General features: G+C 45.3%; 14 protein-coding genes and 2 tRNA genes. 6 read left to right on the forward strand and 10 right to left on the reverse strand.

Features of this window, described 5'->3' with window-relative positions; all coding sequences use genetic code 11:
- Positions 1 to 26: 26 nt before the first annotated feature.
- Positions 27 to 911, reverse strand: coding sequence for a D-hexose-6-phosphate mutarotase (locus F0228_RS21000; protein ID WP_171731527.1), 885 nt, complete (start codon positions 909 to 911; stop codon positions 27 to 29).
- Between the two features lie 237 nt (positions 912 to 1,148).
- Positions 1,149 to 2,144 (reverse strand): type I glyceraldehyde-3-phosphate dehydrogenase, encoded by a 996-nt coding sequence (gene gap, locus F0228_RS21005; RefSeq protein ID WP_061033745.1) that lies wholly within the window; start codon positions 2,142 to 2,144, stop codon positions 1,149 to 1,151.
- A 358-nt stretch (positions 2,145 to 2,502) separates the two neighbouring features.
- On the opposite strand from gap, the gene msrB reads away from it, so the two are divergent.
- The gene (gene msrB / locus F0228_RS21010) at positions 2,503 to 2,901 is read left to right on the forward strand and encodes a peptide-methionine (R)-S-oxide reductase MsrB (RefSeq protein ID WP_032498724.1); all 399 of its coding nucleotides are present in this window, start codon (positions 2,503 to 2,505) and stop codon (positions 2,899 to 2,901) included.
- A 160-nt stretch (positions 2,902 to 3,061) separates the two neighbouring features.
- Here msrB and F0228_RS21015 read toward each other — a convergent pair whose 3' ends face one another.
- On the reverse strand, positions 3,062 to 3,871 hold the full coding sequence (locus F0228_RS21015) for a DUF2989 domain-containing protein (protein ID WP_171731536.1): 810 nt from the start codon (positions 3,869 to 3,871) through the stop codon (positions 3,062 to 3,064).
- A gap of 113 nt (positions 3,872 to 3,984) precedes the next feature.
- Between F0228_RS21015 and F0228_RS21020 the strand changes: the two genes are divergently transcribed.
- Positions 3,985 to 4,266 carry a DUF1315 family protein gene (locus F0228_RS21020; RefSeq protein ID WP_010437067.1) on the forward strand — a complete coding sequence of 94 codons (282 nt, stop codon included), beginning with the start codon at positions 3,985 to 3,987 and terminating at the stop codon, positions 4,264 to 4,266.
- Positions 4,267 to 4,410: 144 nt separating this feature from the next.
- Here F0228_RS21020 and ansA read toward each other — a convergent pair whose 3' ends face one another.
- Together ansA and sppA are read right to left on the reverse strand one after the other, a co-directional pair.
- Positions 4,411 to 5,427: an asparaginase gene (gene ansA / locus F0228_RS21025; RefSeq protein WP_105057433.1), complete on the reverse strand. Its 1,017-nt coding sequence runs from the start codon at positions 5,425 to 5,427 to the stop codon at positions 4,411 to 4,413.
- 119 nt (positions 5,428 to 5,546) lie between these two features.
- Positions 5,547 to 7,397, reverse strand: a complete 1,851-nt coding sequence (gene sppA, locus F0228_RS21030; protein WP_171731528.1) for a signal peptide peptidase SppA — start codon at positions 7,395 to 7,397, stop codon at positions 5,547 to 5,549.
- A gap of 276 nt (positions 7,398 to 7,673) precedes the next feature.
- On the opposite strand from sppA, the gene F0228_RS21035 reads away from it, so the two are divergent.
- The 3 genes from F0228_RS21035 (at position 7,674) to F0228_RS21045 (ending at position 12,517) form a co-directional block, all read left to right on the forward strand.
- Positions 7,674 to 9,683, forward strand: a complete 2,010-nt coding sequence (locus F0228_RS21035; protein WP_171762722.1) for an NADPH-dependent 2,4-dienoyl-CoA reductase — start codon at positions 7,674 to 7,676, stop codon at positions 9,681 to 9,683.
- A 176-nt stretch (positions 9,684 to 9,859) separates the two neighbouring features.
- On the forward strand, positions 9,860 to 10,408 hold the full coding sequence (locus F0228_RS21040) for an NAD(P)H nitroreductase (RefSeq protein ID WP_008223265.1): 549 nt from the start codon (positions 9,860 to 9,862) through the stop codon (positions 10,406 to 10,408).
- Positions 10,409 to 10,522: 114 nt separating this feature from the next.
- A complete protein-coding gene (locus tag F0228_RS21045; RefSeq protein WP_171762723.1) occupies positions 10,523 to 12,517 on the forward strand; it encodes a DNA topoisomerase III in 1,995 nt (664 codons plus the stop codon).
- Between the two features lie 18 nt (positions 12,518 to 12,535).
- Here F0228_RS21045 and F0228_RS21050 read toward each other — a convergent pair whose 3' ends face one another.
- The gene (locus F0228_RS21050) at positions 12,536 to 13,537 is read right to left on the reverse strand and encodes a DUF3080 domain-containing protein (protein ID WP_171762724.1); all 1,002 of its coding nucleotides are present in this window, start codon (positions 13,535 to 13,537) and stop codon (positions 12,536 to 12,538) included.
- A gap of 7 nt (positions 13,538 to 13,544) precedes the next feature.
- Complete coding sequence (locus F0228_RS21055) at positions 13,545 to 14,231, reverse strand: SDR family oxidoreductase (RefSeq protein ID WP_116871796.1); 687 nt, start codon at positions 14,229 to 14,231, stop codon at positions 13,545 to 13,547.
- A 261-nt stretch (positions 14,232 to 14,492) separates the two neighbouring features.
- On the opposite strand from F0228_RS21055, the gene F0228_RS21060 reads away from it, so the two are divergent.
- On the forward strand, positions 14,493 to 15,413 hold the full coding sequence (locus F0228_RS21060; RefSeq protein ID WP_061033753.1) for a histone deacetylase: 921 nt from the start codon (positions 14,493 to 14,495) through the stop codon (positions 15,411 to 15,413).
- 64 nt (positions 15,414 to 15,477) lie between these two features.
- Here the strand turns inward: F0228_RS21060 and F0228_RS21065 are convergent.
- From F0228_RS21065 to F0228_RS21075, 3 genes are all read right to left on the reverse strand, one after another.
- Positions 15,478 to 15,568, reverse strand: a tRNA-Ser gene (locus F0228_RS21065).
- 400 nt (positions 15,569 to 15,968) lie between these two features.
- Positions 15,969 to 16,059 (reverse strand) — tRNA-Ser (locus F0228_RS21070).
- Between the two features lie 138 nt (positions 16,060 to 16,197).
- Positions 16,198 to 18,000 carry a DUF3413 domain-containing protein gene (locus tag F0228_RS21075; protein WP_061033754.1) on the reverse strand — a complete coding sequence of 601 codons (1,803 nt, stop codon included), beginning with the start codon at positions 17,998 to 18,000 and terminating at the stop codon, positions 16,198 to 16,200.
- Positions 18,001 to 18,016: the final 16 nt, after the last annotated feature.

The raw sequence follows: 18,016 nt of genomic DNA on the forward strand, positions 1-18,016 counted from the left end.
ATGACTGAACAGTTTTCCTGAACAGGTTATTGAACAGAAATCGTTGTGATCAGCTGGTGGCTTTCGCCAGGCTGAAGTGTTTTACCTGCCTCTAAACTTGGTGCGTGCAATGTTGATTCAACACATAGCATGGTGAGGTAGCCATCATCTTGCATGTCGCCCATACCAGCAGCACCTTCTGCCCAAGGGTTCCACAATACCGCAGAGTTATGCCCTTGGTTTTCAACTGTTAAAGTACGCTTAAGCTTTTTGTCCGCAACTAAGATTTGAGCTTCTGGCTGAGTGTACACTCGGTCAATGGTGTCGGTTAGCACAAGCTCAGCACCGCCTTGGCAGATCTTGCCACCTCGTAAGCTGTCGATGTACTCAGCACCCATACCTGTGGTTGTTGTGTTATGGATGTCTGCAACGTTTAGGTAAGTGTGCAGCGCACCAGAGAAAGTCCATGGTTGCTCATCGGTATTCTTCACATCCAAAGTCACTTTAAGCTCATCGCCAATCTCAACATTTAAGCGAGCATCGAACTGATGAGGCCATACTGCCAGCGTCTCTTCACTAGGCTTTAGACCCAAGCTTACAATCACACCAGCTTCGCTTTCGCGGTGCTCAATTAATTGCCACTCGCTTGAACGAGCAAAACCATGTGCAGGAGCTGCAATACGGCCAAACCAAGGCCAACATACTGGAATACCACCGCGCAGTGCTGTTTTTCCATCGAATTTAGCTTGTTGGCTCATCCAAATAAGGTCTTCTTGGCCTTGCGGTTGGAATGACACGACATGACCGCCAAACAGTGAAATCGCTGCATTTGCTTTATCGTGGATAACGCGAACCAGTTTTACACCTTCGTGTTCAACGATAGTGACGTTGTCAGAAAGTACAGCCAGTGCAGGTAGAGTTGATAAATCCATTACATGATCCTTCTAAGGAAATTGAATTCAAATGCTGACTCGATTCAAGCTTGTGATGAGAGGTGCAAGCAAACCAGTATTGGAATTGAATTTTACGTTTGGGCTATCTTGGTGGATTAAAATAGACGAAGTTAAAAGATAGCAGGTATTAAAAAGGCGACACTAAGGTCGCCTTTTTCAAAGTCTGCTCAAAACAGTCTTTGCTAATGCTTATCTAAAGCTATTTCTAAAAAGAAATTACTTAGAGATGTGAGCGATTAGGTCAAGAACTTTGTTTGAGTAACCGATTTCGTTGTCGTACCAAGATACAACTTTAACGAATTTGTCAGTTAGAGCAACACCAGCTTTAGCATCGAATACTGAAGTGTTAACTTCGCCGATGAAGTCTTGAGAAACAACTTGGTCTTCAGTGTAACCTAGAACGCCAGCCATTTCGCCTTCAGAAGCTTCTTTCATTGCAGCACAGATTTCTTCGTAAGAAGCAGCTTCTTTTAGGTTAACTGTTAGGTCAACTACAGAAACGTTAGCTGTTGGTACACGGAAAGCCATACCAGTTAGAAGGCCGTTTAGTTCTGGAAGAACAACGCCTACAGCTTTAGCAGCACCAGTTGAAGATGGGATGATGTTTTGAGAAGCACCACGGCCACCGCGCCAGTCTTTAGCAGAAGGACCATCTACAGTTTTTTGAGTTGCTGTAGTAGCGTGAACTGTAGTCATTAGACCAGACTCGATGCCCCACTTGTCGTTAAGAACTTTAGCGATAGGTGCAAGACAGTTAGTAGTACAAGAAGCGTTAGAAACGATGTCTTGACCAGCGTAAGTTGCTTGGTTAACGCCCATAACGAACATTGGAGTTGCGTCTTTAGAAGGACCAGTAAGAACAACTTTCTTAGCACCAGCAGTGATGTGCTTACGTGCAGTCTCGTCAGTTAGGAAAAGACCAGTTGCTTCAGCAACAACGTCTACGTCGATTGCATCCCACTTAAGATCTTCTGGGTTACGCTCAGCTGTAACACGTACAGTTTTACCGTTAACGATTAGGTTACCGCCTTCAACTTCAACAGTACCGTTGAAACGGCCGTGAGTTGAGTCGTACTTCAGCATGTATGCCATGTATTCAACGTCGATAAGGTCGTTGATACCAACAACTTCGATGTCATTGCGCTCTTGCGCTGCACGGAATACGAAACGACCGATACGGCCAAAACCATTAATACCTACTTTGATAGTCATTGTAGTTGCTCCACAACTTAATTTCTGATTAAAGATAACTGGTAGTAAAATTACAGAATCCAGTCTAAATCTGCAATAGATAATCCGACTTAACTTGTTTAATGTCAAAAAAAAGCGACGCTTTTCTTAACAATTGAGTGTAAGTGGTTGAAAATTGACCATTGCTAGTGGTTCTGCACCCTTCCAGTTGGGTAAAATACCTCTAAATGACGATTCACTTATGAGTGTATATGTACAATGTTTTCTTGTGAGAAAGTATGTGCTACAAAACGACTCATATGCAAGCCTTTATAGAAAAAAGTAAATATAATAAATGAGAATGTGGAGAGATATTAACGTGATTCAAAAGGAAGAAAAGATGATAAAGCCTGATGAATACTGGCGTGAACGCCTAACTGACGATGAGTACGAAGTGTGTCGTCTACGTGGTACTGAAGCCCCTTATAGCGGTAAGTTACTACATAACCACAAGACGGGAGTTTACAGCTGCACATGCTGCCAAGCCCCATTATTCCTGTCGGATAACAAATATGATTCTGGGTGCGGGTGGCCGAGCTTCGATGCTCCTGTAAACGATACAGCAATACGCTATATAGAAGATCTAAGTCACGGAATGAAGCGTGTAGAGATTCGTTGTAGTGCCTGCGATAGCCACCTAGGTCACGTTTTTCCTGATGGTCCGAAGACAACTGGCGAACGTTTTTGTGTTAATTCTGTGTCGTTAATTTTCAACAAAAATGACGAAAGTACGAAATAACTTGTCACTATTGTTTAATCCTTACAGCTCGCATTTGTCGATGAAATTGCAATGAACAGCCCAAGATTTCAGCGTTAACTCTAGTACAAATAAAAACAGCTACCATGATGGTAGCTGTTTTTTTTTCAATTTGTTGAAGAGGCTATTTGGTCGCCTAAGATTACTCGTAGCTCTTTACAACAGCAGGGCTGTAAACGCCGTCTAAAATGGCTTCGACAATTTTGTCTGCGTCTTTATTCAACTGCTTATATTTTGGCTTTTCAAAGTGATAGAGAACAGCGAGCTCAGACTCCGATGCGATAGGCACATTAAAGTCTTTAGCGACCATTGCCCATACGTATGCTTCTTCCATATTGCCTAGGCTGTGATTAATACTGGCCATCGACTTAAAAATTTCAGTGTTGACGTTAGAATTACTCGATAAGGTCAATGCGTTATTAAGTAGTTTTAACGTCTTTACATGGTCTCTAGTGGTGTAGAAAGTCGCTAGGGCATACTGCATCTCTGCCGTATTCAACGCTTCTGTTCCTTCTAGTTGTAAGAAGCTGCGTCTTGCGTTGGTATCCCCGTTTTGTGACCACAAGAAGTAGAGCGTTTCTGGCGTGTCTGATTGAGACAGTTCACTGACAATGCGTTCAGACTCTTCGATGCTGTGCATTAAAGAAGTAAAGCGACGTTCTTGAAGTTTAGATTGATCGATCGTTTCTATCTGCGCGGCAAGCTCAAGACATTTTTTATAGGCTGTGACCAATTCGAACTCTTTGATCTTATTGATTTCGGTTGGTTGTTTTTGAACTTCAAAGCGATGCCAGATAAGGTCGGTACGCGCTACACGGCACTGTCCGTCGTTCATGTTCAGCTGTTCACAGCGCAACCCAGGATTGCTCTGGCACAACTGATCGGTATTTTTGTTGCCCTCAAGACACCCAACCAGAGTGAAAGGTAATAGGCTAATTGCCAACCATTTCATAATTTTCATATTCCTTCACTTGTGATCAAATGCACTTATTATCGGTCAGGTTCTTGACTCAATTCTGTTAAGAGTTATTTTCTGGTGAAAATTGTTAACACTAAGGCTTTACCATGGATGCAGAACAACTTCTTAGCGCAATGACACCCGAGGTCTACGAACGTTTAACCTACGCAGTTGAAACGGGTAAATGGCCAGAAGGAACAGCGCTTTCTAAAGAGCAGCGCGATTCGTGTATGCAGGCGGTTATGTTATACCAATCTAAACATAACTCTGAAGCTCAACACATGACAATTGCCGCTGGTGGCGAAATTAGCTTTAAGTCTAAATCTGAACTCAAAAAACAGTTTAAGTCAGATCAAGAAGATATTGTAAGAGTTAACCCAAATCATTAGGCTTTAAATTACAACAAAGGGGTGGCGCAGTACCACCCCTTTTACGTTAAGTCGTTTATTTATAAGTAATAAAACGATTTAGCTCACGTGAAACTGCTGCTCACATCATAGAAGAGCAGCGGCTCAAGATGAACCTTAACGAGCTTACAAGCTCATCTCACCACGCAGTACTTGCTGCATCTGAGTTTTCACTTCTTCGTAGCTTAGGTTTTGGCTTAATAGGTAATGAAGTTTCGCTAGTGCCGCTTCCGGAGTCATATCATAACCACTAACAACCCCAGCTTCTGCTAAAGCACAGCCCGTCGCATAGCCACCCATGTTCACTTTACCTGCTAAACATTGAGTTAGGTTTACCACGATAACACCGCGCTCTGATGCGTCTTTTAGGTGCTGAAGTAGCTCTGGGTTTTGTGGTGCATTACCAACACCAAAAGTCAGCAGGATCATTGCGTTAACAGGTTGTAGTAACGTGTTACGGATCACTTCGTGTGAGATGCCTGGGTACATAGTGATTACGCCGATTGGTTGCGGTGTAATGTTATGAACCTTGAACTTCCCTTCAGGTTGCTCGTTGACTACAACGTTGTTGCTTAGCTGGATATTGATACCAGCTTCCAACAGCGGATTAAGGTTTGGAGAGGTAAACGCATTGAAGCCATCAGCATGTGATTTAGTGCTGCGGTTACCACGCATTAATTTGTTATTGAAGAACAGTGTCACTTCGTTGATTGGGTAATTCGCCGCGATGTGTAGTGCATTCAATAGGTTTGCTTGGCCGTCAGAACGTAGCTCAGCAAGTGGGATCTGAGAGCCGGTTACAATCACTGGTTTGCCAAGGTTTTCTAGCATGAAAGACAACGCAGAAGCGGTGTACGCCATGGTGTCAGTACCGTGCAGGATAACGAAACCATCGTATTTGTCGTAGTTCGCGCGGATGTCATCAGCGATAGTCTGCCAATCAAGTGGCGTCATGTCTGAAGAGTCCATCAATGGCGAGTATTCGTGGATGGTGTACTCAGGCATCTCTGGGCGATGGAATTCAGGCATACCAGCAAGCTGTTTATCCATGAATCCAGCAACAGGGACATAGCCGTGATCATGCGATTTTTGCATGCCGATTGTGCCGCCGGTGTACGCGATATAGATGTGTTTTCTTTCCATGGCGATTATTACTTTAGTGTGATGTAGGGAACAGGTGGGCGATTATAGCGAATTATTATGTAATAAAAAGAGGCGCCTCACACAGAGGCGCCCCTTGATAATAAAGCGTTGAGCTTAAATTATTGAACTTGGCAGTTTAAGCAAAAAGCGTAACGGCCTTGTGGGTCGTTAAAGTTGCTTAATAGTTGGCTATCTTGAGCTAACTGCTGCGTAACCGGCTGCAAACTGCTTGGTATCATTGACTGAATATCAAGGCCAATCGACATCTGGACTTGGTTCATAAATTCTTGAATAAACTGCTCAGTGGCTGAAAGTGGCTCTTCTACCCAGTAGATGTTGTAGCTTTCGAGTTCTGCAAGTGAAGCGGCGGCTGCAATCGCGTCATCGAAGTCACCAATTTCATCGACTAAACCGTTTTGCATAGCGTCTTGACCTGTCCATACGCGACCTTGAGCAATTTTATCGACCGCATCAACATCCATTCCACGGTTTTCTCCAACTAGACCGATGAATCGGCGGTAGCCATGTTCAATACCCATCTGGAACGCATCTTTCGCGCCCTCAGTTAGGCCGGTGGTGATACCAAGACCTGAGAACGGTGATGTGCCAACGCCATCAGTATAAACACCAATATCATTTAAGCCTTTTTCGAAGGTAGTGATGACACTGAAGATACCAATCGAGCCAGTTAACGTAGTTGGTTGAGCGAGGATCTTGTCTGCGCCCATTGAGATCCAGTAACCACCAGAAGCGGCAAGGCTAGACATTGACACAACTACAGGCTTACCCGCTTGCTTAATCGCTTCTATTTCATTGCGAATAACTTCTGAAGCAAATGCGCTGCCGCCAGGGCTATCCACTCTAAGAACAACGGCTTTAACTTTGTCATCGTTACGAGCTTGGCGAAGTAGAGCCGCGGTTGTATCGCCACCCACGGTGCCACGTGGCTGTTTGCCATCCATAATAGCGCCGCTAGCAACAATCACAGCTACATCGTGTGATTCACTGCTCATGTCTGGAAGCATGGTTGCACGGTACTCGTAGTAGCCAAGTGCGTTGTAACTGTCTTGACCATCACTGCCGAACACATCTGCAAGCTCTAGTCGAACTTGCTGGCGAGTGGCTAGCTCATCCACCAAACCAAGTTTTTCCGCCAGTTTCGCGATATCGCCATCAACAGATTCAAGCTCTTTCAAGAAAGTGTCCATGCTTGGATTGAGTGTCTTCGCATCAATTTGGCGGTTATTGCTCACATCATCAACGTAAGCGCTCCAAAGTTGGCCCAACCAACGTGATGCCGACTCTTTGGCTGCGTCAGACATGTCGTCACGAATGAACGGCTCAATCGCTGATTTGTAAGTGCCCACGCGGAACACATGAGTGTTCACATCGAGCTTCTCTAATAAGGTTTTGTAGTAAAGCGAGTAGGCGCTGTAACCTTTAAGAAGTACACCACCATCAGGCGACATGTATACCTTAGTTGCGTAGCTTGCTAGGTAGTATTGGCTTTGGTTGTAGAAGTCACCCACCGCATAAATTGGCTTTCCTGAAGCTTTAAACTCATTTAAGGCTTTAGCGATGTAGCGCAGTTTAGTTAGGTTGGTCTCTGGCAGCTCTTTAAGTGCCAAAACAATACCTGTTACATTGTCATCGTCTTTGGCGTAGCGAATCGTTTCAACGATATCAAAGAGAATGTTTTCTTTTGGCAGGTCCTTACCAAGCAGCGAGCCAGTGACGGAGTCCATTGGGTTAATATAGCGACTTTGTTCAACAATCGGACCCGACAGGTTAAGCACTAAAGCTGATTGTTGAGGCACCGTTGGTTGTGCAGTGTCTGAGTGGAAGTAAACAAAGTAGATAACGGCGATACTAAGTAAGAAGATTAAGTTAACAAGCGCAACACGTATAAACGTAATCAGCTTCCAAATCCCTTTGAAGATCATGCCTATAAATTTGAATATTTTTTTCATTCTGTCTCCGCAGTGAGATTACGTCGCTTTAACAAGCAGCAGTACCATTAATCTCAATAATATGAACTGCTTAGTATCCTACGATAATTCCCAAGCTCAAACTACACCAAGAATTGTTAATCGATATATTCTCATTAAGTGTAGACAGATTAGGGGCTTCTGAACGATTAATACCTTCAGCATTATGATCGGTGTTACAAAAATGTAAACGGTTGTTTGAACTTTTGGTGATTGAGCTATACTGTGGTCAGACCACAAGGATAAATAATAGAAGTGATGTCTGCCATGTACCCACATTTACTTGAACCACTCGATCTTGGATTTACTCAGTTACGTAACCGTGTATTGATGGGATCAATGCACACCGGCTTAGAAGAGCACAAAGAAGGCCTACATAAACTCGCCGCGTTTTACGAAGAGCGAGCAAAAGGAGGCGTTGGCCTAATTGTTACAGGCGGCTTTTCTCCGAACTTACGTGGCAGATTATCCCCATTTAGTGCTGAATTCAGTAAAGTTAAGCACGCGAAAGCCCACCAGGTTGTTACCGAAGCGGTACATAAACACGGTGGCAAGATCGCTTTGCAGCTGTTGCATGCTGGTCGATATGCGATGCACCCATTCGCGCAGAGTGCGTCAGGTATAAAAGCACCAATCGCCAAATTTGCGCCAAGCGAGATGAGCCCTCGTCAAATCAAAAAGACCATCAATGCCTTTGCTAACAGTGCCGAGCTTGCTCAAGTGGCAGGTTACGACGGCATTGAAATCATGGGCTCTGAAGGTTACTTGATTAACCAATTTATCTGTAAGCGAACCAACATGCGTTACGACGAGTGGGGTGGCTCTTATGAGAAGCGCATGCGTTTCCCACTAGAGATCGTCAAATCGATTCGCGAAGCTGTGGGCGATGATTTCATTATTATCTTCCGACTGTCGATGCTAGATTTGGTTGAGCAAGGTAGCACCTTTGAAGATGTTGTGTTGCTGGCTCAAAAGCTTGAAGAGGCGGGCGTTACCATTATCAATACGGGTATTGGTTGGCATGAAGCACGCATTCCGACTATCGCGACACAAGTACCACGTGGTGCTTTCTCATGGGTTACTGAGAAAGTGAAACCGTATGTTTCTATTCCCGTGATCACTTGTAACCGTATCAATACACCTGAAGAAGCAGAACGTATTATCAGCTCCGGTCAGGCCGATATGGTCTCCATGGCTCGCCCTTTCTTGGCTGACCCTGATTTCGTCAATAAAGCCGCGCAAGATCAAGCACAGTTCATCAACACCTGTATTGGTTGTAACCAAGCGTGTCTTGATAACGTATTCAAAGGGAAACGTGCGAGCTGTTTGGTTAATCCACGAGCGTGTCACGAGACTGAAATTGTCGTTCAACCCGCACCGGCGACCAAGACTATAGCAGTTGTAGGTGCAGGCCCTGCAGGTTTAGCTTGTGCGACGACTTTGGCTCAACGCGGGCATAAAGTTGATTTGATTGAGAAAAATGATCGTATAGGCGGTCAGTTTAGACTAGCAATGCAGATTCCGGGCAAAGAAGAATTCAGAGAAACGATTCGTTATTTTGCTAACCAAATCGACGCATCGGGCGTGAATCTGAAACTGGATACTGAAGCTACGTTTGAGATGCTACTTAAGTACGATGAAGTGGTGATGGCGGCGGGTGTAGAGCCAAGAAAACTGAATATTGAAGGTATTGATCACGAGAACGTGGTCGATTACCAAACCTTGATTCGCGAAAAGACACCTGTAGGTGAAAAGGTCGCGATTGTTGGTGCTGGTGGTATCGGTGTCGATGTGGCAACCATGCTCACCGAGCCGACGTCCCATAGTTTAGACGATTGGCTACATGAGTGGGGCATCGATAAGAATATGGAACACCCAGGTGGCCTGTATCCTTACCCGGATTCATTCAGTGACAAAACGGTTTGGGTTATGCAGCGTAAAGCGGGTCGCGTTGGTAAAGGTCCGGGCAAAACCACAGGCTGGATTCACAAACGCACACTAGAAAAACGCGGTGTGAACTTACTTGGTGGCGTGAGTTACAACAAGATTGACGACCAAGGTTTGCATATCAGTGTTGGTAAACAAGAACAGGTATTAGATGCCGATTCCGTTATCGTGTGTGCAGGTCAAGTATCGGTGAGACCATTCGAAGATATGTGGCAAGAGTTTGGTGGCAAATTGCATGTGATTGGTGGTGCTGATTATGCTGGTGAGCTAGATGCTGTGCGCGCTATCCGTCAAGGTGTTGAACTAGCGATTAAGTTATAGAGCCAGTTAGCTAAACTACTGAGATAGATGTTTGAACAAGGCTCCTAAGTCGTAGATTTAGGAGCCTTTATTGTGTCTAATCTAGTCTATATGGGGAGTCGTTGAGATTTATTATCGTTTGTATTCTGTGCTAAAGTTCAAGTATACAAATAATAAAGAAATAGTAAGGACTTCAAATGGATGCTTTGGATCTACTGCTCAACCGACGCTCTATCGCAAAACTCTCTGATCCGGCACCTGAAGGTGTAGCGTTAGAAAACATCATCAAAGCGGGCTTACGAGCTCCTGACCACGGTGCACTAACACCATGGCGCTTTGTTATCGCACAAGGTTCAGGGCTACAGAAGCTATCTGACATCTTGGTTCGTGCTGCTGAAGCGGAAGACAGCGAAGAAGCGGTGATCGAGAAAGTGAAAAAGGCGCCGTTCCGTGCTCCTATGGTAATTACTGTCATCGCTAAAGTAACCGAGCATGAGAAAGTACCAGCGATTGAACAACATCTTTCTGCAGGTTGTGCGGCGCAAGCAATGCAAATGGCGGCTGTCGCTCAAGGTTTCCAAGGTTTTTGGCGCTCAGGCAAATGGATGTTCCACCCAGAAGTTCATCAAGCATTTGGCCTAGAAGGCGACGACGAAATTGTTGGCTTCCTATACCTAGGTACGCCGGGCTGTACACCAATGAAAGTACCAGAGCGCGACTTCTCTAAGTTTGTTGAGTTTTTATAAAGAGCACTGAAGCTGAATAGTGGAATGCTAACTGTATAAACAACCAGTTTTTCTTGATTTATTAGGGTCACATTAGATAATGTGGCCCTAATTGTTTGTAGCATCTGGAAAAACATGTCTCGCCTTATTATTGCTGAAAAACCAAGCCTCGGTCGCGCGATCGCCGCTGCATTGCCAAATCCACAGAAGAAAGACCAAGGGTTCATTAAATGTGGTAATGGGGATGTAGTGACTTGGTGTATTGGACACTTATTGGAGCAGGTTGAGCCAGATGCTTATGACGACCGCTACAAGAAATGGAACTTGGCCGATCTTCCTATCGTGCCTGAGCAGTGGCAGCTAAGGCCACGCAAGACTTCAAGCAAACAGCTCACGGTGATCCGAAAGCTATTGAAGGACGCCACTCAAATTGTTCACGCCGGAGACCCTGATAGAGAAGGGCAGCTTCTGGTTGATGAAGTGATCGATTACTGCAAAGTTTCTAAAGCCAAGAAAGAGTCGATGGAAAGGCTGCTTATCAGCGATTTGAACTTACCAGCCGTGAAGCGTGCACTTTCTCAAATGCGCAGCAATCGCGATTTTATCCCTCTCTCTGTTTCAGCATTGGCACGCTCTAGAGCCGATTGGCTGTATGGCATGAACATGACTCGCGCTTATACCTTGCTGGGTCAAAAAGCCGGTTACCAAGGTGTATTGTCGGTAGGGCGTGTGCAGACGCCAGTACTTGGTTTAGTGGTGAGGCGTGATGAAGAGATCGAATACTTCATTCCAAAAGATTACTTCACTTTGCATGCCTTGATTCCTTACCAAAATAACGGACAGAGCTTTGATATTCGTGCTCGCTGGAAACCAAGTGAAGCGTGTAAGCCGTGGCAAGATGAAGAAGGTCGTGTACTCAATCGAAAGTTGGTTGAAAATGTCGCTCAGCGAATCGCAAACCAACCTGCAACCGTCACAGAGTCAGAGCAGAAGCAAAGTAAACAAGCTGCGCCACTTCCTTACTCTCTGTCTGCCTTGCAGATTGATGCCTCCAAACGTTTTGGCATGAGTGCTCAGCAGGTGTTGGATACCTGTCAGTCTTTATATGAGAAGCACAAGCTCATCACTTACCCTCGTTCTGATAGTCGCTATCTTCCTAAAGAACACTACTCGCAGCGAGAGTCGATCGTAGACGCCATCGCCAATAATGCGAAAGAACTACAAAGTGGCGCGCAGGGCTCGGATCTTTCACTGAAATCAAAAGCGTGGAACGACAGCAAGGTCGATGCTCACCACGCGATTATTCCTACTCCGAAAAAATCATCGGTGAATGGTTTGTCTGCAAATGAGATGAAAATCTATCAACAAATCGCACGCCAGTATCTGATGCAGTTCTACCTACCGGCTGTGTTTGCGGACGCTAAGTTAGTGTTTGATATCGCTGGTGGCGTGTTCATCGCAAAAGGACGTCAGCTTATCAACCCGGGTTGGAAGGTGTTGATGGGTAAAACAGACACTGAAGAGAAAGGTGATGGTACTGATACGGTTCCTCCGCTCGATAAAGGAACGGTGTTGACCTGCCGTGAGGGTGTCATTGGAGACAAGAAAACCGAGCCGCCGAAGCACTTCACAGAAGCGACACTGCTCCAAGCGATGACAGGTATCGCCCGTTTTGTCGCGAACAAGGACTTGAAAGCTATTTTGAAAGAGACTGATGGTCTCGGGACAGAGGCGACTCGTGCGGGCATTCTGGATACGCTATTCAAAAGGCAGCTGCTAACGCGTCAAGGTAAGAGTATTCATAGTAGCCCAGCAGGTAGAGGTTTGATTCATGCACTACCTGAGGATTCGACCTTCCCAGACATGACAGCGCACTGGGAGCACCAGCTGCAAGGTATGGCAGAACGAAATCAAGCGTACCAACCTTTTATGCAAGCGCTGGAAAGCAAGATTGATGGCTTAATGGGGAGAGTGAAAACAGGGGAAGTGCCTGAATCACTCCGTCATCTCCCTAAAGTCGAAAGACCGGCTTTTAAACGCCGTAAAGGTGGCAGTGCGAAGAAGTCTTATGCCAAGAACGGTTCGTATGCTAAGAAAGGTACTTCCGCTAAGAAGGGCACTAAGAGCTAGTACTTATCGGTAGAAGGATTAACGTCCGACCTTACGCCCACAACGCTTAAATAACTGTTGCCAATACTCAACATGGCGGCGAGTTGATGCGCGAAAGGCTTGGTGCGTATCTTGGATGGGGAAGTAGTAGCTGTGCAGTTCTGGTTGAGCGTCAAACATTGCCAGTTGCGGAGCGAGCTGTTGATAGTAGCCATCCAGTTGCGCCATGTAAGGCTGTACCTTGCCAATGTATTGTTGCTCGAATACGTTGTTGAGGTAACGGAACTTAGTGGTGTCTCGTTGTTTTCCGCAGATGATATTGGCATCAAAAGTAGTGAGTTGCTTGGTGATGGTATCGAGTTCAACCGACGCACGAGCAAGCGAATAATACAGATCCCCAAGGGTAGAGCTCTTCTCTAACACCTCTTGCACCTCTGTGGTCTTACCCGAAACAAGCGGCGTATTTAACGATTGGTTAAGATGCTCTAGGGCATCACTCGTCTGTCTTACTTGTTGACCAATATCCTGACGCAACCACTGGCTTCCACGCATCTGTGCCTGCATGGCATCGCTAGCATAGATCAGGTTCCACTGATGGAGTGGAAATTGTGCGAGCTTTTGTTGCTCTATCCCTCTCAAGAGTTCGATGATTTCTGGGTCTAGCTCATCAGTGGATAAGCACTTGCCCACGCCTTCGAGTAGAGCAACTTGATAATCGTAATTGCGGAATTCGTCCGCGACTTTTCCGAGCACTGAGTTACGCTCAGCAATTAGATTGAAAAGTCCACATTGGCGAAGCTGATAGCTGTCGATGAGCCCAATAGAAACTGAGGGGACGTTTAACAATAGCTCTCGCTTTCTTGGCAACCCTTCAAACTCCCACTCTTGTTTGAGCTCCTCAGCATCTTGCACCCTTGCTACCTTGGTTTGATAGTCATCGAACAAGTCTCCAGGGCCTTCCCCAAAACATCCTCCGAGCACCACAGTGATTAAAAGCAGTGGTGAGCGTTGTGCGAAGTTTGTAAGAAGGCGAAGATTCATGGGTTACCTACCAGTCTATTTCACTGCCATCGAAATTGAAGAAGTGACCACTTACTTCAGTGCTGGCAGACTCGATGACTTTAATAAGGCCAGATGCTGAGGTATCGGTGTCAATAAGGGCATTAGGACCACCCATCTCTGTCTGTACCCAACCTGGGTGCAGTGCCAATACCGTGAAGCCGTTACTGGTTAGATCATTACTTAAACTTTTTACAACGGAGTTAAGAGCCGCTTTTGAAGAGCGATAGATGTAGCCACCACCAGAGGTGTTTTCTGCCATGCTGCCGACTCGGGAAGACAAGCAAGCGATCTTTTTAACGTCACTGTCTTCTAGCATAGGAATAAGTGTTTCAACCAGCTTCAATGGCGCAATGGTGTTGACCTCAAAAACGCGTCGCCACTCTTCTACATCGGTGTTACCCAGTCCGTAACCTTTAGGGCCGTAATAGCCAGCATTGTTAATTAGAATATCAATGGGCTGTATTTGAGAAGGTAGCCTGCTGGTGGCTTGGTAATCGGTGATGTCCAGTTGAATGCAGGTCAAGTTACTGTGATGTTCTGCGAGTGCCAGTAACTCTTGCGCCGATGAGGTATCACGATAGGTAGCGTAAACGTTGTGATTGTCCTTTACGTATTGCTGAGCAAGGCTTAAACCAATGCCTCGGTTTGCTCCAGTAATAAAAATAACGCTCATGGTGATTCCTTTTCAGTTCAATTAGTTAAGTGTGATGGCTTAACACAAGAAAATCAACGGCCCACCAACTGGCCATTAGCATTCCGACAAAAATCATTACTGCTGTCGCTGAGCCACAGATCACCCCAAGGGTAAGTATTAGGTTTTTCATTACTTTCTCTGAAGATTATTAGGGATAATGATAATTGTTATCATTAATATGGGTTGTCGCCAAGTCTGAGGCTGTTATGATTTTGAGAAAGATAAGCAATTAACTCGATTATGATTCCTTTAATTTACCACCCAATCTATTCACAGTTACCTTTACCAGAAGGCCATCGCTACCCAATCAACAAATATCAGTTGTTACATAGTGCTGTTGAGGCGCTGATGGATAGTGAACCTCGATGGAAGAGCAAGTTTGAAGTGTGCCAACCAACGCCCGTTTCGGTTGAGCAAGTAAAACAAGTACACGATAGTGACTATGTCGATTTGCTCGTGTCTGGTAATTTGCCTGCGGCTAAAATGAGACGCATCGGTTTCCCGTGGAGCGAGCAACTTATTGAGAGAACACTCTACTCAAGTGGTGGAACCTGCTTGGCCGCTGAAATGGCAATAGAGAGTGGTTTAGCGATTCATTTGAGTGGTGGTTATCACCACGCGCATCATGATTTCGGCAGCGGATTTTGTTTGTTGAATGATTTGGTGTTAGCAGCAAAGCATGCACTTACCTTTGAGCAGGTTGATAAGGTGCTGATCGTAGACAGTGACGTACACCATGGCGATGGGACGGCGACACTCTGCCAAGAGAGCGATGAGATCATCACTTTGTCATTTCACTGCGACAAAAACTTCCCAGCAAGAAAGCCACTATCGGATCTGGATGTGCCATTAAGTCGCGAGACGGAAGATGAAGAGTTTCTGCGTTGTTTTGAGCAAGTGACTAAGCTGGCAATTGCGCATCACCAACCTGATCTGATCATTTATGATGCGGGTGTCGATATCCACCAAGACGATGAGTTGGGTTACTTGAATGTATCGACGCAAGGAATCTTTGAACGCGATTGCTTCATGATTAGCTTAGCAAAATCAGAGTCTATTCCAATGGCGTGTGTTGTTGGAGGAGGCTATCGAACTCAACATCAAGATTTAGTACCGATCCACATGCAGCTTTTGAAAGCGGCCCTAGCCGTGAATAGTTGACTTGCTGAGCTAGTTTTCTTCAGATACAAAAAAGCCGCTGATTTCTCAGCGGCTTTTTCTAATGTGGTGGAGGGATAGGGATTTGAACCCTAGAACCGCTATTAACGGTTGCCGGTTTTCAAGACCGGTGCTTTCGACCACTCAGCCATCCCTCCGATGCCGCGTATAATATAAGGGTGGCTTTCGCTTGTAAATACCCTTATTAACTGACTGCTTTTTTTATGAACGCTTTTCGCTGTTTTTGTATTGAATGGCCGTTTATTGTGCACTTTCTGATGGTTTATCGTAACTACCAACTAAAAACGGATAGCTAAAAGTTAAAAACGAGTGCCAAAGAACGGCATGTGTCCTAAGCCTGGTGAACTAAATAGGTAATAACAGGAATCTTTAGCTGAAAGTTTGGCAAAGTAATAGAAGGAGTAACGCTAGATAACCGAGAGACTGCGGTATTAACAGCTACTCAAGGTTCACTTAGTGTGAGGGGGAAAGCATAGAGATAAGTGGTAAACCCTAGATGCAAAAAAGCCGCTGATTTCTCAGCGGCTTTCTCTAATGTGGTGGAGGGATAGGGATTTGAACCCTAGAACCGCTATTAACGGTTGCCGGTTTTCAAGACCGGTGCTTTCGACCACTCAGCCATCCCTCCAGTGGCGTGAATAATATAAGGGCATGAGGATCTTGTAAACCCCTAATTTACATAAATTTGTTCTGTTGCTTGTTTTCTAGGCATTAACGGCAATAAAAAAGGGAAGCCATTGGCTTCCCTTCTTCGTTTGGTGATCATTTAATCATTTTTTGCGTAGAATCGCTGTAATTCAGTGAGGCCTTGCATGAGCACTGGTAAGCGAGGGCTTACATTTTTTAGTCGTTGGTAATCTTGGTCGTACAGTTTGTAGTTACCAAACTTATCTAGCACAGTAGTTTGCTTATCTGTCACAAGCGCTAACTCACGAGAATCACCCGCAAGAACCCATTTTCTCTTACGCTCATCAAACAAGCTGCGGCCGCTGCTAAAGTCAGTTGGGTTTGAAGATACACCCAGTAGCTCTTGCATTAGTGTTACTGAAATATCTAAGTGGCTAGAGCGGTGAGTGTACTCAGACGCTGATTTACCTGGCCAGCTGATAAACAGCGGAACCTGCAATTGATAACGACTGTAGTTAGAGTTTGCACCCCAGCTGTTAGTCTTGGTTTCGTTAAACTCAGTACCATGATTGGAGGTAATGATAACCACCGTATTATCGATAAGGTCTAAGCGTTCCAATTCTGCGTAGATGGTCGCAAGCTGTGCGTCCGCTGCTTGAGCTGACTTTTGATAATCAGCAGCAAAGCGCTCTGCGGTTGTTAACGCTGAGTCTGACTCGGCTTCTGAACTTGCAAAGTTGTCCAGTGTTGTCAGCTCAATAAAGTTAAACCAAGGGCGTTTAGCTTTCGGTGATTCCACCCAGCTTGACCAAGCTTGGATTGCACTCTGGTCATTAAACGTCGCTTGCTCTGACATGATCTTACGGCCTCGGAAGATGATGTCCGAGTAAAGTGTATCGTCAAAGTTGTCACCGCTGAATGCGGCCAACTTGTAATTGTGATTATCTAATACATCCAATAGTACTGAGCTCGCGCCTTGAGCTTCAATGCTGCTCGCATAGCTGCTCGGAAGGCCGTAGAACAAACCGAAAATACCAAACATGTCGTTACTAGAACTGTAATGGTTAGTAAAGTTGATCGACTGTTGCGCGAATGCATAGCTATTCGGCATTGATGCTTCGTTAAGAGCGTCTGAGCGTAGGTTATTCACGCTCACCATCAGGATGTTCAAGTCATCACTGCGGCGGTTGTATTGAATTTCTTCTAGCGGGTAGCTAACAAGGTTTACATTGCCTTTGTTCGCTTCTAAACGCTCTAGATATTCTTCACGGTCTAACAGACCATGTTTCTCCATAAAGCTTTTCGCTGTCATTGGGTAAGACAGTGGGAAGTTGGCTTTTTGGCTGGTAATTGGGTTATAGAAATACGCATCAGCCCACATGTAAGTCAGGTGGCTACTGATGAAACACAGGAAGAAGACGGCGGTAATAGGACGACCGATGTGTTTATGAGACAGTTTACGCTGCTTACGCCAAACCCACTCAGATAGACCGAGTTGCAGCAAGAAGATAAGCGGCATAACAATGAAGAGGTGCTGCAAGTCAGATGTGAATGCAGACTCCTCTCCACTGAATAAAACCTCCCACACGACAGGCGTCAGGTGGAGGTTTATATCTTGATACGTTTGGGTATCAATCAATAGGACAGTTAAACCTATGGTCGCAAAGCAAACGGCAACCAAACGTAATAACTTCCTCGACGGAAGAATAAATGTGAGCGGGAACAGCACTAATAGATAGAGCGCAAATACCAAAAAGCCGAAATGACCAACCCATGACGCAGCCAAATAGAACTGACCCAGCAGGGTTTCTGGCCAAGCAGATTGAGTGATATAACGAGTACCAATCAACATCGCAGCAATGATGTTGAAAAATGCAAACCAGTGACCCCAACCAACTAGGCGAGATACACGATCGCTATATGAGTTTGCGCTGTCTACCATTTATAATTCTTTTATC

The sequence above is a fragment of the Vibrio sp. 99K-1 genome (assembly GCF_013114585.1).
Classification (GTDB): Bacteria; Pseudomonadota; Gammaproteobacteria; order Enterobacterales; family Vibrionaceae; genus Vibrio; species Vibrio chagasii_B.